The following is a 13,971-nucleotide window of genomic DNA, read 5'->3' on the forward strand; positions in this document are numbered from 1 at the left end:
GGGTTTCATGTGCCGTCGGACACGCCTTCAGGGAACTGGTGATCGAAGGGAATGTTGCTCTGTTTCATGCAACTTACTGCCTTGGAGATGTCACGATGCCCACAAGACGGACCGTGCTCCAAGGAGCGAGTTGCCTCTTGGTGACTCATACGACATGGTCCACTTTGGCTGCTTCGGCGGCCACCGCTGCACCGACCGAGCCCGCCAGCGACCTGCTCGTCCACAGCAAGCTTCCTTTGAACGCCGAGACGCCGATCGCCAAGCTCCGGTCCTCCTTCGTCACGCCCCAGGCCGATTTCTACATCCGCGACCACGGCACCGTGCCGAAGATCGACGAGACGGGCTACAGGCTGAAGATCGGCGGCAAGGTGGAGACGCCCGTCGAACTGTCGCTTTCGGATCTCAAGTCACGCTTCCCCGAGCGGAATGTCATGGCCGTCATGCAGTGCGCCGGCAACCGCCGGGCAGACATGGTCGATGTCGGGTATGTCGAGGGTGACCTCTGGGGCCCCGGCGCGATCGGCAATGCGGAATGGACCGGCGTCTCGCTAGCTGACGTCCTCAGCGCCGCAGGCGCCGAAGACGGCACAGGGCTCCATGTGGCGTTCTTCGCGCATGACGAGGTCGTCATGAAGGATGATCGTTTCGACTACGGCGTCTCGATCCCGCTCGAGAAGGCGATGACCCCGGATGTTCTCCTCGCCTGGGCCATGAACGGCGAGCCCTTGATGGCCGAGCACGGCTTTCCCCTACGCGTCGTGGTGCCCGGCTACGCCGGAACTCGCAGCCCCAAATGGTTGGCCTCGATCATGGTGCAGGACGAAGAGGCCGATACCCCGATCCAGCGAAAGGAGTATCGGCTCTTTCCTTCGACGACGACGAAGGAGTCGGCCGACAAGGATCCGAACGTCGTCATCAACGACATGCCCTCGAACGCTGCGATCTGCATTCCGGCTGCCGGGGCGACGTTGAAGCCGGGAACGACGAAGATTGAGGGCTACGCGATCGGGACGCAAAATGGCGTCGCCAAGGTCGAGGTCTCCTACGATGGTGGCGAGATTTGGCACGAGGCTACTATCGACAAGCAGGCTGATACCCAGTGGGCGTGGATCTTCTGGTCTGTCGTCCTCGACCTACCGACCGGACAGCACCAGCTCGCCGTCCGTTCCTTCGACGGTGTCGGCGGTTCGCAACCCGACGACATCGCGAAGATCTGGAATTGGAAGGGTTATCTCGCCTATTCGTGGCATCGCGTCTCGATCAGAGTCGGCTGAGGCTTCGCAAAGGGACGAAGGCCGCGAACGCGTCCGATCGGCTAGCGCACCAACACGTCCGATCGTTTCTGCGGTTGGTCGATGATGCGAGCAGATGAAAGGCGGGATTGCCATGAGCAAGCAGCATGGACCGGAAGATACAGACGAGCTGGAGATGGAAGAGCTGGCCCAAATCGAAGATGGGCCATCGAGCGCCAGAGATGTGTCGAAGGCTCGCGACTCAGGTCTTTCATGGGTTCTCATCGCAGGTGCGTTGCTGGCCGTCTGCGTCGTCCTGTGGAGCACGCTTGGCTAGCAACGCAACTCTGGACCCAGCCGTCTCTAGCGGCTGGTGAGGACCGGGCTGGCCGTACCCTTCAGACCCTCGACCACGACCAGCCGCGGCTCCTTGCCCGCCGCCGGCTCCCCCGGGGCGCCGATCGTGCGCACCGGGCCGATGCTGGAGGCCATGCCGGCGCCCTTGTCGTTGGTCTTCAGCACCACGACGGGCTCGTCCTGCCCTTCGAAGAACACGCCGTATTCGGTCACCGGCTTCAGCTTGGCGAGGCTGACGTCGATCGCGTCAACGAGGCCGAGATTGCGCGAGACGACCATGCCGGAACCGTCCGCGCCCTCGGGCGCCTTCAGCGATAGCGTCAGGTTCTCTGGACCCGCCTTCAACGGCACAAGGTTTTCGGTGCCCGCGCCCACGGGAACCGCGCCTGGCACGAAGACGAGGGCCTGCGGGGCCTGTCCGGTCGGGATCTCGGCCACGACCTTCTGCTCGGCCGTGTCGATCACGTCGACCTTGTCGCCGTTCTCGAGCCCGACGAAGATCCGGCTGCCGTCCTCCGAACCCCAGATGCCGTGTGGCAGCGCCCCGACCGAAATCGTTGCAACGAGCTGCGTCTTCTCGCCGGGCTTGTAGACCTTCACGACGTTCTCGCCGCCGATCGTGACGTAGACCAGCGTCTCGCCGTCCACCGTTCCGAAGCCGAGATGGTTGGAGATCGGCCCGCTGTCGATCACCTCCTTCACCTCGAGCGTCTTGGCATCGACGCGCGTGACCTTGCCGACGTCCTTGTGCGTCAGCCAGACGTTGCTGCCGTCAGGGCTCACCTGTACGAAGGGCACGAAGGGCGAGATGACCGGGATCCGCTTCACCAGCGCATGGCTCGCGACGTCGAAGACCTCGAGCACCGGGTTGAACGAGTTGGCGACGAAGGCGAGCTTGCCGTCGCGCGAGAACTTGGTCATGCCGGGGCCGCTTGTCGTCGGGATGCGGCCCGTCTCCTTGAAGGTCGTGGCATCGATCACCGAGAGGTAGTCCTCTCCGCGCACCGTCGCCCAGACTTCCCTCCCGTCCGGCGTGAAGAAGGCCTCGTGCGGGTTGCGCCCGACATAGGTCGTGCCCTTCACGGCATTGGTCGCCGTGTCGATGAAGGTGACGGAGTTCGTCACCGTCGAGACGACGACGAGCGTCTTGTGGTCCGGCGAAAATCCTAGGCCGTGGACGTTGACCTCGCCCTTGTAGAGGGGGCTCAGAACGTCCGGCCGCGGATTGCCGAGCCGGATCTGGCCCAGCAGCTTGTTGGCGACGGGGTCGATGACCGAGACCGTGTTGGAGTTCTGGTCGGCGGTGTAGACGCGGTCTGAGGCGGCGGGCAGCGCGAAGGCCGACGTCGAGACGAGGAGCGCGGCGGCGAGAATGGCGGTGCGGGTCATGGGGTTGTCTCCGGAACGGGCTTTGGTTTGTCGGCAGATGCGGCGAGCATCGAGCGCATCAGCGTAATCTCGTAGGTCTGTTCGGTGATGATGGACTGCGCGAGGTTGCGGATCGCCGGGTCCTCGGTCGAGCCGAGGACGGCCTTGGCCATGTCGATCGCGCCCTGGTGATGCGGGATCATCTGGGACAGGAAGTCGTGCTCGGGATCGCCGGTCACCGGGGCCGACATCATACCGGCGTGCATCCTCTCCATCGCCTCGGCGGTCGCTTCGGCATAGTGTGAGCCGTCGGGTGTGGCCGGCACCATCGCCGAGTGCTGATGAGCGGGCGCGTCCTGCGCCTCTGCCGAGGAGAGTGACGCCCCGGCGAAGGCCAAGGTCAGGAAAAGCGTCTTCAGCATGGAATCACAGGGTCCTCGAAGTACGGGTTCGACAAGAAGACGCGTGCGGATGCCTTTCATTCCCGTGGCAGCAACATTTATTCGGGGCGAGGCGCCTGAAGCATCCATCGCCCCCATCGATCGGAATGACCAAAACAACGCGTTGGATCGAACGATTGCAGTGGCGCATGGTTCGGACAGGATAAGGACCCGCCAATGACCTTCGAACAGATGCGTGCCGTCACCCTTGGCCTCCAACCGCTGTCGCGCCTCGACAGCCCTCGCGAGGTCGTGCGCCAGTTCACCCCGAACTGGTTCGCCGCCACGATGGGTACCGGGATCCTCGCGATTGCGCTGTCGCAGTTCCAGGCTGACGTGCCGATGCTGCATCCGGTGGCCGAGGGCCTCTGGATGTTCAACATCGCGCTCTTCGCGCTCTTCGCTGGGCTCTACGCTGCCCGCTGGATCTTCTTCTTCGACGGGGCCAAGCGCATCTTCGGCCATTCCGTCGTGTCGATGTTCTTCGGCTGCATCCCGATGGGCCTCGCCACCATCGTCAACGGCTTCCTGATCTTTGGCCTGCCGCGCTACGGCGAAGTGGCGGTCGGGATCGCAGAGACGCTCTGGTGGATCGACGTCGCGATGGCGGCGGCCTGCGGGGTCGCCATTCCCTTCATGATGTTCACGCGCCAGAGCCACACGATCGACCAGATGACCGCGGTCTGGCTCCTGCCGGTGGTCGCGGCCGAAGTCGCCGCCGTCTCCGGGGGACTGCTCGCGCCGCATCTCGTCGACCCGCATTCCCAGCTCGTGGTGTTGACCCTCTCCTATGCGCTCTGGGCGCTGTCGGTGCCGATCGCGCTCAGCATCCTCGTCGTGCTCCTCCTGCGCATGGCCGTCCACAAGCTGCCGCACGCCAACATGGCGGCGTCGAGCTGGCTGGCGCTCGGGCCGATCGGCACTGGCGCGCTCGGGCTCATGACGCTGGGCGGCGCGGCGCCCGCGATCCTTTCCGCCAACGGGCTGGAGCGCTTCGGCGCCTTCGCGGAAGGGCTCGGCCTCTTCGGCGGGCTGCTGCTCTGGGGCTACGGGCTCTGGTGGCTGGCGATGGCCGTGCTCGTGACGCTGCGCTACCTGCGCGACGGCCTTCCCTTCAACATCGGCTGGTGGGGCTACACGTTCCCCCTTGGTGTCTATGCCGTGGCCACGCTGAAGCTCGGCACCCTCCTGCCGCTCGCTGCCATCCACGTCTTCGGCGCGGTGCTCGTTGCGGTGCTGGCGGTGCTTTGGGTGATCGTCGGAACGAGGACGGTGCGCGGTGCCTGGAGGGGCGATCTCTTCGTCTCGCCCTGCCTCAAGGCCGATTGAGAGAAGTAGGGGCAACCACTGGCGGTCAGTCGTCGAGGAAGGCGGTGACGCCGGCCCGGAACCGGATGGCGCCGCCCTGGGCGGGGTGGCGCACGTAGGTGGCGGGGATACCGAGCCCGTCCGCCGCACGCTGCGCCATCCGGCCGATGCAGAGGATTCGGCGCGGCGCGAAGATCGCGACGATCATCTCCAGCACCTTCCGATGTTCGGCGATCTCGGTCCGCGTCGGCGTCCGGTTGCGCAAGGGCAGAACGCCGCGATGGGGATGGAAGAGCACCGCGTTCCAGAACAACGGCAGCGGGTCGGGCACCGCGTTCCAGATCTCCCGGGAGGTTCCAGACTCCAGTGTCGGCAGGGTCCCGCGGGTCGCCCGCGCTAGCGGCGGATCGAGGCCGAGCCGCTGCGACAGGTCGGCGAGACGCCCGTCACCCGTGAACGGCACGCCTGTCCGACGCGCTCCAAAGCGCGAGGGTGCTTCGCCGAGCCAGAGGTCACGGACGTCGCGATTCGCCATAGCGGCGAGATAGCGCCCGAGATTGCGACGGCGAGTTACCGGCGCGTCCGCGCCCTCGATCTCCGCGTCGAACCCGGCATACGGGTTGAACAGGTTGGCCTTGCCGGGCAGCGCCGAGAGACGCTCGACGATCGCGTCGACTGAATGTCGTCTGGACGTGGTCGATCCATCGATCACGCCCGCGGAACCTCGATCGTCGGCAGCTCGGCCAGAAAGGCGGCGACGGCGCGGCTCGGGTGACGGTCCCTTGCCAGCACCGAATGGAACCCGCGCGACGGCAGGTCGAAGGGCAGCGCCACCAGCTTCCCCGTGCGAAGGCCGGCATCCGCAACCACTGCGGGGAGGATCCCGACGCCGGCGCCCGCCTCGATCGCCGCGCGCACGGCCTCGTTCGAGGGCAGTTCGAGTTCGACCGAAAACGCGGTGGGATCGACACCGAAGGCTTCGAGCGCGCTTTCAAGGATCGCGCGGGTGCCCGAGCCCCGTTCGCGAAGCACCCAGCGCGCCGACACGAGATCTCCGGTTGCGACGGGAAAGCCGGAGCCCACGCGCATGGATGCCGCGACCAGAATCAGCCGGTCGTCGGCGACGCGTTGCGTTCCCAGCCTGGCATCGCCGAGTTCGTCCTCCACGAAGCCGAGATCGGCCGTGCCATCCAGCACCGCCTCGGCCGTGCGCGCCGTGTTGGCGATGCTCAGCCGAAGTTCGATGCCGGGATGGCGGGCCTTGAAGCCCGCGAGCACCGGCGGCAGCCAGTGGTTCGCCACCGTCTGGCTTGCGACGATGCGGAGACGACCCCGCTTCAGTCCGGCAAGTTCGGAAAGCATGAGGCCGGCATCCTCGGCCCGCGCAAGCACCGCGCGGGCCTCGGGCAAAAACAGGCGACCCGCCTCGGTGAGTTCGATCCTCCGCCCCACGCGGTCGAACAGCCGGACGTCGTGGCGCTCCTCCAGTGCGGCTATGGCGGCGCTCGTCGCCGACTGCGTTAGGTTCAGCGACTTCGCCGCCTCCGTCACGTGCTCGCGTTCGGCAACGGCAACGAAGATGCGAAGCTGATCGAGCGTCACAGCGTACCGCCTGAGAGGCCCGGGGCGGGGCGGTTCAGGCTGTCGTAGACGGCCGTCGCCACCTGCATCAGCCGTTCGCGCGGCGCCTCGGCCGACACGACGTAGCCAAGGCCGGCGTCGCGCCAGAAGAAGGCTGAGATGCCGTTCTCCTCGACGAACTGGAACGACGTCTCGTCCTTCTCGTCGGTCTTGATGAACAGCGTCAGCCGCGTGCCCTGGTCGTCGTCGTACATCAGCATCGCAGCGGGACCCGCGCCCGCAGGCAGGAGGCGCCCGCCCATTAGCCGATAGCCGAGCCCCGTCAGGTCCGGAGCCGACAGCCGCGTTCCCAGCCGCTTCGATAGCCATTGCAGGAGATGCGCCTCCTCGTCGGCCCGCACTTCGACGGGATGGACCACCTCGACCACGAAGGTGCGATGCGCCGCGATCGCCTCGTCGGCCATGACCGCCACACGAGCCATCTGCGGCGGCACGCGCAGGACGTCGTTCGCCAGCCACCCGCCGGCGCTACCGAGGATCAGCCAGCCCATGACGGCCGCGATGCGCAGACGTGTGGCCGCGAAGCGACCGCGACGGGCCTCGCGGATGTTTGCCATGCGCAACCGCGCGGGAATCGGCTCCTCGGCCTTGAAGGCAAGCCGTTCGCGCAGTGCCCGGGCGATCTCGCGGTCGCGAGCGAGGGCCGCGGCGATCTCCGGTCGCTCCGTGAGATAGGCTTCGACTACGGGCAGCCGCTCGGCCTCGAGCCGTCCGTCCACATAGGCTTGCAGGTCGTCCTCGCCGACGGGCGTGTCCCTGCGCCTCATTTGACTCTCCTCAAGGGCGCGCGGATCCCGGTCTCCAGGATGGCGCGCAGCTTCTCGCGCGCCCGCGACAGGCGCGACATGACCGTGCCGACCGGCAGCCCGATCACCCGCGCCGCCTCGTCGTAGCTCATGTCTTCGACGCCGACGAGAAGGAGGACGGTGCGGTGCTCTTCACTCAGCGCATCGAGCCCCGCGAGAACGTCGCGGAGCCCGGCGCGACCGTCCTGGTCGCCATCCACCGCCGGCGGCGAGGCCATCTCGTCGAGCGCCACGTGGGGCCCACGCCGCTTGTGCTGGCGCAGGCCCGAGAGGTGGAGGTTGCGCAGGATGGCGAACAGCCAGGCGCGCAGGTCGCCGTCGGGCCGGCGTAGGTGCCAGCGCCCGACGGCACGCTCCAGGCAGTCCTGGACGAGATCGTCGGCGGCGTCGCCATCGCGCACCAGCGCATAGGCATAGCGCCTCAGGCCCGGAATGAGCGGTTCGATCCGCGCCGCGATCTCGTCGGTCGACATGCTTTACTTCGCCAGCGTTGGGTCGATCTGCCAGATCTCGTCGGTGAGCTTGCCGTCCCGGAACATCATGACGTAGCGCACCGGGATCTTGTTGTCGTTGGCGAAGACGACATCGGCGACGACGGTGGCGCCCTTCGGGTTCATGCTCTCGCGCATCTCGACGACGGTGGCCTTGAGGCCGGTCTGCGCCTTGGCGAACTTTGCCCAGGTCGCGGCGATCTCGGGGCCCGTGTAGGTGCCATCGAGCGGACCGCCGACCCAGTGAAGCGTTGCGGACGGGGCATAGGCGGCGGTGACCGCGGCGCTATCGCCCTTGGTGATCGCTTCGATATGCGCCTTCGCCATGTCGCCGGCGGGACCCGCAAGCGCGGTCGAAGCCCCGGCGGAAAGAATGGCGATGGCTGCAAGGAGGGTCTTCATGGCTCGGTGTCCTTCGGTTCGGCCGCGATTGGCCAACGGAAGACGTCCGGGAACGGCGCTTATTCCCAAAGGATTGAAAATTAGAGACGAGCAGGTTCAGTTCGGCGTCCAGACGGAACGTCCGCTAACGGCGCAAGCTGAAAAGGCACCAAAGGGCTTCGTTGGGTCGATAGCGGAAGCGCCGCTTCACTCAATCGCGCGGACAGGATGCACAGCCTACACAGACGTAATCACGGATCGGCGTCCTCACCAAGCTCCCGGCCGGCCGGGCGCGTTGAGCCACGTTTCCCAACCCGGGACGGTCGCATGCCGCGCAGTCCGATCACTGGCTTCAGCGCCCAGTTGGTGCCTTATCCGCCTGACCGCCGGCCCGGCTCCGCATGCCGCGAACACACGACGAGACGTCGGGCACCACGGGTGAAGGCCACGTATAGGTTCTTGGGCGACAGCTCGTCGGCATCGAGCACCACAGCGACGTCGGCCTCCAGCCCCTTCAGCAGCAGAGTGCTTCCGACCGCGCGCCGGGGAAGTTCGCGGCCGAGGTGGCGGTTCGCCTCGCGCACGCGGACGACGGACGCGCGGAAGTCACCGTCCGGGCAGTGCCGTAGGGCCTGAAGGCAAGCTTGATGGATCGTCGGACGGTATACCCTGACGTCAGGTTGCCCCGCGATCCGCATGAGGAGTTCCGCCGCCGCCTGCGGATGCCTGTCCCTCTCGAAGGTCAGCGCCGCCGCCTCGGCATCGGACGGTGCGCTGCGCTGGCGGCCGCTGCGCAACGTGCCAAGCCGTTTGAGGAAGGCGCCCTGCCCGACCCCCGTCATCACGCTCGCGGCGAATGCGAGGATGGTGTCCGTGGCGTCGGGCGATCCGAAGTCGAGACAGGCCGCGAAGCGCATCAGGTCCCTCAGCTCCACCCCCTCGACGGTGACGGCCCTGTGCGCCCGGCTGGCGAACCCATGGCGGACCGACGCCTTCTGGCCATGGCCGATGATCAGCACACGGCCGTTCTCGGGCGCGCGCGTGTTGCATGCCCCCAGCCGCTTCCGATGGTCCTCCGCGCCGCCGTCGAGACGGACCCATTCGACGCCCCTCACCCCGCGGAGGTCAGGCCGGAGTCCCGTAGCGAGCCGTTCCCGCGCGTCGAGCAACCAGTGCCCGAGCGGCTCGGCGCCCGCATTGATCCAGCGCCATGGCTTTCGGAGGGTGTGCGCCTCCGGAAAGGCCCGCAAGGCCTGGCCGTCCCAGTCCACGATCGGGTCGTCGTCGGCGAAGTCGAAGATCGCCTGCATCGGGTCGCCGAGGACGGCGGTCGGCAGGACGTCGGCGAGCCCGACCGCCAGTGAATGCTGGAGCCGCGAGCAATCCTGGTACTCGTCGATCACAACCCTTTCGTAGGTGGACGCGAGGATGTCGCAGAGATGTCCGCTGCGGATCAGCGCGTCCGCTGCGGCGCGGATCAGCGGGTAGTCCGGCTTGGCGCCGAGGACGAGAGGGTCATGGCCGCTTCGAGCTGGAAACGTCGAGATCAGGCGCATGGCCCAGCCGTCGATCGTCGACACCCGGAACGCACGGGGAGACACGCCGTCGCGGGCCGTGCGCGCCCGCAGGGCAGCCGCGCCGGCGTTGGTGTGCGTCAGGACGAGTATGGGCAGGCGGCCGCGGTGCTGCTTGAGGGCAGCGGCGATCAGCTCCGTCTTCCCGCATCCCGCCGGCGCAACGACGGAGCCCCTTTCGATCGAGAGCAGGTCCATGCCGCCCTAAGCCCCCGCGAGCCACCCGAAAACGTCATTCACGACTTTCACGAACTCGGGGTCGGCGGACGACAGGTCCGGTCCCACGACGTCCGACGCGACGTCCTGCATGTCGGTGATCGTCTTGAACCACTTGCCTTTGTTGGCCGCCTTGCCGAGGAAGGCACGCGTTTCCCGATCAAGGGCGCCGCAAACGATGTCGAGTTCCACGTTGTCCAGCGTCGTCTTGCCGTTCGACAGCGAGCGGATGTTGCTGTCGACGTGTTCCCGGGTCCGGCAAGATGCGGCAGCGTCCAGCATGCTGCCGACCGCGCCGTCGGTCAGTGCGGCGAAAAGTTCGTCCTCGGTCGCGTTTCCCTGGCGCCATGCAAAAGTCACGCCGCCGCTTCGCGCGAAGGCGGCTGCTTCGGTAGGGTCGGGTTCCTTGTCCCGATCACGCAGGATCGCGGTCCGGTAACCCAAGGCCTGGAATGCTAATGCGCGGCGATACGTGTTCTGCCCATTGCCGTCCACGAAGGCGACGCCGAGCGCGCCGGCCGGCGCCGAACCTCCGGCAGTGCGGAAACGGTCCAATCCCCGGACGAGGCCGATCTCGGTCGGCCCCTCGCACACCAGCACGGTTCGCGAAAGGAGGGCCTCGGAACAGGCGCGCACTGCCTTCTGCATCTCCTCTGTCGCCGCGACGCGCCGCAAGCTGGCGATCCCCTCGCGCGACCGACGCGCGACATGCAACTGTCCGACCGACAACTCCTTGACCACGACAGGCGAATGGGTTGTCGCGAAAACCTGTAGCGGCTCCCTCCTGTCCGCGGCGCCGAGTTCGGACAACAGGCTGTGGATGCGGTGCGGCTCGAGGCCATGCTCGAGTTCGTCGACGAGGACGATGGAGGAACCGGATCCCGCCTCGCGCTGCATCCCGGCGACGAGGAGCCGGGACGAGCCGAGTCCCAACCCCTGGAGCGGAACGCCACCCTCGTCGTGAAGGGAGATGGTGCCGTTGCCGAACGCCATCGACCGGGCGTCGAGCATCGCGGTGACCCCGTCGCCGACAGGGACGCCCAGCCGTACGGAGAGCGCGTGGACAGATGCCAGTGCCTTGGCGAGGTCGCTGCCCGCCTCGGTTCCCAGCGACGACCTCGTCTGGCGCGCGGCGCGCGACACGGCGGCCGAGACGTCCGCCCGCTCGTCGGAGAGCCTGTTCAGGATCGAGCCGCGCGACCAGCCCAGGTGGTGCCCCCCCGCGCCGGAGAGGCGCGTCGGGGCAAGCTTGAGCCTGTCCCGCCAAGAGAGCGACCTCTCGACGCCCGCACGCGTCGCGCGGTCGGACACGAGGCACCAACGCGGCTCGAGGTCGTCGCCCACGCGCAGCTCGACGGTGAGCACCGTATCGAGGCCGTTGCCGGGCTCGTCCTCGACCGATCCCAGCAACGGGTCGTAGCCCCGCAGATGGTGTCCGTGCGCCTCGAAGGACTGCAAGTCGGGAGGCAGATCCCCCACGGTCGCCCGGATCGCGACGGATCGGTCGCAGTCCAGGCCGTGGAAGTCGGAGTCCGTGAACTGGGGATTGCGCCGTGCCCCGAGGCACAGGTCGATGGCGTCCAGCACCGTCGACTTCCCTGCGTCCCCAGGCCCTACCAGGCAGTTGAATCCCGGCGACGGATGCCACTCAAGGCCGCGGATCCCGCGGAAGTTCTCGATCTCCAGTTTCCGTATCCTGGCCATGCCACTGATTCGCCCCGTTCCGAAGGGCGAGCTTACGGGCTGGGCGCGAAAACGTAAGGCGGGCGGTTCAGGCCTGCGTCGTACGGGGTTCGGGCCGGCTGTCCGTCCCCTTCGCGGTGCGAACGCACCCTGCGCCAGCGTGTTTGAGGATTGGAGGCCTTGGTGCTGCGCCCCCCGCATAGCGAGACGCAACATCCCTCTCGGGAAGGTCGCCGTCCGCGTCCGTCAGGTGGTGGAAGTTCGTGTGGAGGGCCGTCTCCCCGGAGATGGCCTCAATGCGGCAGCACCCCATCGAGAACTGCCAAACCGTCACTGTCGCAGTTGCAAGAAGACGATTCGTCAGGCCTACAACTCGACACGCTCGGCCTCGAGCTTTCCCGGTGCGGTTCCCCTGTTCACAACGAGCGCCTCAAACTGCTGATTGGTGATCACGACCCACGCTCGCCGACAGGGACGGTCAAACTCGTTGGCGCAACGATCGCGAGCCAGCCGGTACGTCATGGCGCCGCTGAGGAGCTGAGAGGTGACGCAACGTCGACCCCCAGGGCGAACTCCTGCGCCTCGACGAGCCGCGCGGCCACACGTTCGACATCCGGCCTTCGCCGCTCGACGATCAGCTTCGCCTCTGTCAGGCACCTCGTCAGCATGTCTTCGACCCGTCTCGACAGGTCGAGGTCGTCCAAGGCAGCGACCCCGTCCTTCGGCATCGACGACAGTCGCTCGCCAAGGCCAAGCGAGCGCTGCGCCGACCGCGCAAGCTTCGTCGCCCTGACAAGGTCCGCATCCGCGCTGCCTCCCGAGAGGGCGCCCCTTGAGCCGAGGACGACCTCCTCCGCCGCGAGGCCTGCCATGAAAACCATGAGTGTCGCCTCCAGGCTTTCCCGCGTACTGTCAAACCCCTCGTCGACCCTGAAGTCGGTCTTGTTCTCCTTGCCGTTCCGAACGCGGCGCCGGACCGACGCGCCGGTTGGGACGAGGCCCGAAACGGCGGCCAGTTCCAACCCGACGACAAGGTGCCCAGCTTCATGGACACATGCCCGCCGGAACGACGCCTCGGAGAGTTCGGTGCCCTTCGGCAGGGCAGTCCAGAGATCGGCCTCAAGCAGGGACCTGGTGTCCTGCCGGGCAGCGGCTCGAGCCTCGCGCACGAGTTGCGCCAGCACTGCACCTGAAGCCTCGCCGATTTCGTCGGCGAGGCTTTGGAGGTCGACGTCGGCCAGGTCCCCCCGAAGGTGGTGTCGGAGAATTGCGACCCGCCCTGCGACGTCGGGAAGGGTGATCTCGACGATGCGACCCAGCCGACCCGGCCGGAGCACCGCCCGGTCGATGGCGGCGATGTGGTTGGTTGCCGCGACGACCACGACGCCGCCGCGGCCGACGGTGCCGTCGAGGGATTCCAGGAGACCGTTGACGACTTGGCGCTGGTAGGAGGCGTGGTCTCCTAACGGCTCTTCGCGGTTCCCCACGGAGTCGAGCTCGTCGATGAACAGAACGCACGGGGCAGCCTTCCGAGCCTCGTCGAAGGCGGCGCGAAGCGCCTTGAGCAGGTCTCCCAGATGGCCCTTGGCCTGCCACGAGGCGAAGGAATGCGAAAACAGCGGGACGCCGCAGGACCCCGCCAGCGCGCGCGCGAACAGCGTTTTTCCCGTTCCCGGCGGCCCGTGGAGGACGGCACCGTTCTCCACGTCGCTCCACGGCAGTGAGCCATCGCGGTAGCGGGCTAGGTCGGCAGCCAGGGACAGGCCCCATCGCTGGGCTTCGCCCATGCCCGGCATGTCTTCGAGACGCTCGGGATGCCTTTCGTTGGTCGATCGGGTTGGCCGGGTAGCTCCCGCCTTCTTGGTCCGCTTGTCGTCCTGCGGACTTGGCTTCCTGTCCCCGTTCGACTTGACGGTTCGCCGCAGGCGCCCGGCGACGGTCCACATGCGCTCGCGGGACGCCCCCGGCCTCAAGACGAGGTTGAGGTACGTGAGCGGCAAGGCCGACAACCGCGCCACGAGCGCCGTGTCGGGCAGGAACTTGCCGATCTCCTCCACGAACGCCTCGACAGTCCCTTTGCGGTCGGCGAGCGGCAGGACGGCGTCGGCGACCGCTTCGACGACGGTGGGCACGTCCGCTCGGCGCCGGCAAAGGACGATAACGGTACGCGTGGCGACGCTGGCCTCGTTCAGAAGGCGCTGGACATAATCCGGACGCTGGGCATCCAAGTCCGTCCAGTCCCGCACCCTGGCTTCCACGCTCCAGGCATCATCCTCGGTTCCGCCGATCAGGTCCTGCGCGGCGAGGTTGAGGATGGCCGCGTCGTCGGGACGAACCCCGTAGACGACGACCAAGCTCGCCTCCCGCGACAGCGCCTTCGGAAACCCACCTTGGGTGAACGTCGCACGTAGGAGTTCGTCCGCGATCCTCGTCGCTGGCATCAGGCGTCCGGCGATCGAGTTGGGTTCGATGTC

Annotated in this window: 13 protein-coding genes; 3 read left to right on the forward strand and 10 right to left on the reverse strand. The window is 67.1% G+C overall.

The features are described from left to right. Window positions 1-212 precede the first annotated feature (212 nt). Together BM175_RS00630 and BM175_RS00635 are read left to right on the forward strand one after the other, a co-directional pair. Window positions 213-1,274: a molybdopterin-dependent oxidoreductase gene (locus BM175_RS00630; RefSeq protein WP_090959039.1), complete on the forward strand. Its 1,062-nt coding sequence runs from the start codon at window positions 213-215 to the stop codon at window positions 1,272-1,274. A 112-nt stretch (window positions 1,275-1,386) separates the two neighbouring features. Continuing rightward, complete coding sequence (locus BM175_RS00635) at window positions 1,387-1,569, forward strand: hypothetical protein (RefSeq protein WP_139183988.1); 183 nt, start codon at window positions 1,387-1,389, stop codon at window positions 1,567-1,569. 26 nt (window positions 1,570-1,595) lie between these two features. On the opposite strand, the gene BM175_RS00640 is transcribed toward BM175_RS00635, so the two are convergent. Both BM175_RS00640 and BM175_RS00645 read right to left on the reverse strand, forming a co-directional pair. Next, the gene (locus BM175_RS00640) at window positions 1,596-2,978 is read right to left on the reverse strand and encodes a YncE family protein (protein WP_061934897.1); all 1,383 of its coding nucleotides are present in this window, start codon (window positions 2,976-2,978) and stop codon (window positions 1,596-1,598) included. Then, complete coding sequence (locus BM175_RS00645) at window positions 2,975-3,379, reverse strand: DUF305 domain-containing protein (RefSeq protein WP_090672828.1); 405 nt, start codon at window positions 3,377-3,379, stop codon at window positions 2,975-2,977. Before BM175_RS00645 ends, BM175_RS00640 begins: the two co-directional genes overlap by 4 nt. Before the next feature lie 195 nt (window positions 3,380-3,574). On the opposite strand from BM175_RS00645, the gene BM175_RS00650 reads away from it, so the two are divergent. Continuing rightward, a complete protein-coding gene (locus BM175_RS00650; RefSeq protein WP_061934901.1) occupies window positions 3,575-4,726 on the forward strand; it encodes a TDT family transporter in 1,152 nt (383 codons plus the stop codon). A gap of 25 nt (window positions 4,727-4,751) precedes the next feature. Here BM175_RS00650 and BM175_RS00655 read toward each other — a convergent pair whose 3' ends face one another. The 8 genes from BM175_RS00655 to BM175_RS00690 all read right to left on the reverse strand — a co-directional run bounded on the left by BM175_RS00655 (window position 4,752) and on the right by BM175_RS00690 (window position 13,938). Beyond that, window positions 4,752-5,417, reverse strand: coding sequence for a uracil-DNA glycosylase family protein (locus BM175_RS00655; protein WP_061934903.1), 666 nt, complete (start codon window positions 5,415-5,417; stop codon window positions 4,752-4,754). Continuing rightward, the gene (locus BM175_RS00660) at window positions 5,414-6,307 is read right to left on the reverse strand and encodes a LysR family transcriptional regulator (RefSeq protein ID WP_061934905.1); all 894 of its coding nucleotides are present in this window, start codon (window positions 6,305-6,307) and stop codon (window positions 5,414-5,416) included. Before BM175_RS00660 ends, BM175_RS00655 begins: the two co-directional genes overlap by 4 nt. Continuing rightward, entirely contained in the window at window positions 6,304-7,113 is an 810-nt protein-coding gene (locus tag BM175_RS00665; protein ID WP_061934907.1) for an anti-sigma factor family protein, read from the reverse strand. The genes BM175_RS00660 and BM175_RS00665 overlap by 4 nt, the downstream gene beginning before the upstream one ends. Further along, window positions 7,110-7,625, reverse strand: coding sequence for an RNA polymerase sigma factor (locus BM175_RS00670; protein WP_055851749.1), 516 nt, complete (start codon window positions 7,623-7,625; stop codon window positions 7,110-7,112). Before BM175_RS00670 ends, BM175_RS00665 begins: the two co-directional genes overlap by 4 nt. 3 nt (window positions 7,626-7,628) lie before the next feature. Beyond that, the gene (locus BM175_RS00675; protein ID WP_061934909.1) at window positions 7,629-8,045 is read right to left on the reverse strand and encodes a nuclear transport factor 2 family protein; all 417 of its coding nucleotides are present in this window, start codon (window positions 8,043-8,045) and stop codon (window positions 7,629-7,631) included. Window positions 8,046-8,395: 350 nt separating this feature from the next. Further along, the gene (locus BM175_RS00680; RefSeq protein WP_061934911.1) at window positions 8,396-9,796 is read right to left on the reverse strand and encodes a UvrD-helicase domain-containing protein; all 1,401 of its coding nucleotides are present in this window, start codon (window positions 9,794-9,796) and stop codon (window positions 8,396-8,398) included. A 6-nt stretch (window positions 9,797-9,802) separates the two neighbouring features. Further along, entirely contained in the window at window positions 9,803-11,713 is a 1,911-nt protein-coding gene (locus tag BM175_RS00685) for an ATP-dependent nuclease (RefSeq protein ID WP_342029181.1), read from the reverse strand. Between the two features lie 302 nt (window positions 11,714-12,015). Continuing rightward, on the reverse strand, window positions 12,016-13,938 hold the full coding sequence (locus BM175_RS00690; RefSeq protein ID WP_244492577.1) for an AAA family ATPase: 1,923 nt from the start codon (window positions 13,936-13,938) through the stop codon (window positions 12,016-12,018). Between the last annotated feature and the right edge of the window lie 33 nt (window positions 13,939-13,971).

The sequence above is a fragment of the Aureimonas phyllosphaerae genome, assembly GCF_900113065.1.
GTDB lineage: Bacteria > Pseudomonadota > Alphaproteobacteria > Rhizobiales > Rhizobiaceae > Aureimonas > Aureimonas phyllosphaerae.

Bases quoted from the DNA above. Each gene is read 5' to 3' on its own strand.
- BM175_RS00635 (WP_139183988.1), top strand. From the start codon at position 1,387: ATGAGCAAGCAGCATGGACCGGAAGATACAGACGAGCTGGAGATGGAA.
- BM175_RS00640 (WP_061934897.1), bottom strand. From the start codon at position 2,978: ATGACCCGCACCGCCATTCTCGCCGCCGCGCTCCTCGTCTCGACGTCG.
- BM175_RS00650 (WP_061934901.1), top strand. From the start codon at position 3,575: ATGACCTTCGAACAGATGCGTGCCGTCACCCTTGGCCTCCAACCGCTG.
- BM175_RS00670 (WP_055851749.1), bottom strand. From the start codon at position 7,625: ATGTCGACCGACGAGATCGCGGCGCGGATCGAACCGCTCATTCCGGGC.
- BM175_RS00685 (WP_342029181.1), bottom strand. From the start codon at position 11,713: ATGTTGCGTCTCGCTATGCGGGGGGCGCAGCACCAAGGCCTCCAATCC.
- BM175_RS00665 (WP_061934907.1), bottom strand. From the start codon at position 7,113: ATGAGGCGCAGGGACACGCCCGTCGGCGAGGACGACCTGCAAGCCTAT.
- BM175_RS00690 (WP_244492577.1), bottom strand. From the start codon at position 13,938: ATGCCAGCGACGAGGATCGCGGACGAACTCCTACGTGCGACGTTCACC.
- BM175_RS00645 (WP_090672828.1), bottom strand. From the start codon at position 3,379: ATGCTGAAGACGCTTTTCCTGACCTTGGCCTTCGCCGGGGCGTCACTC.
- BM175_RS00675 (WP_061934909.1), bottom strand. From the start codon at position 8,045: ATGAAGACCCTCCTTGCAGCCATCGCCATTCTTTCCGCCGGGGCTTCG.
- BM175_RS00680 (WP_061934911.1), bottom strand. From the start codon at position 9,796: ATGGACCTGCTCTCGATCGAAAGGGGCTCCGTCGTTGCGCCGGCGGGA.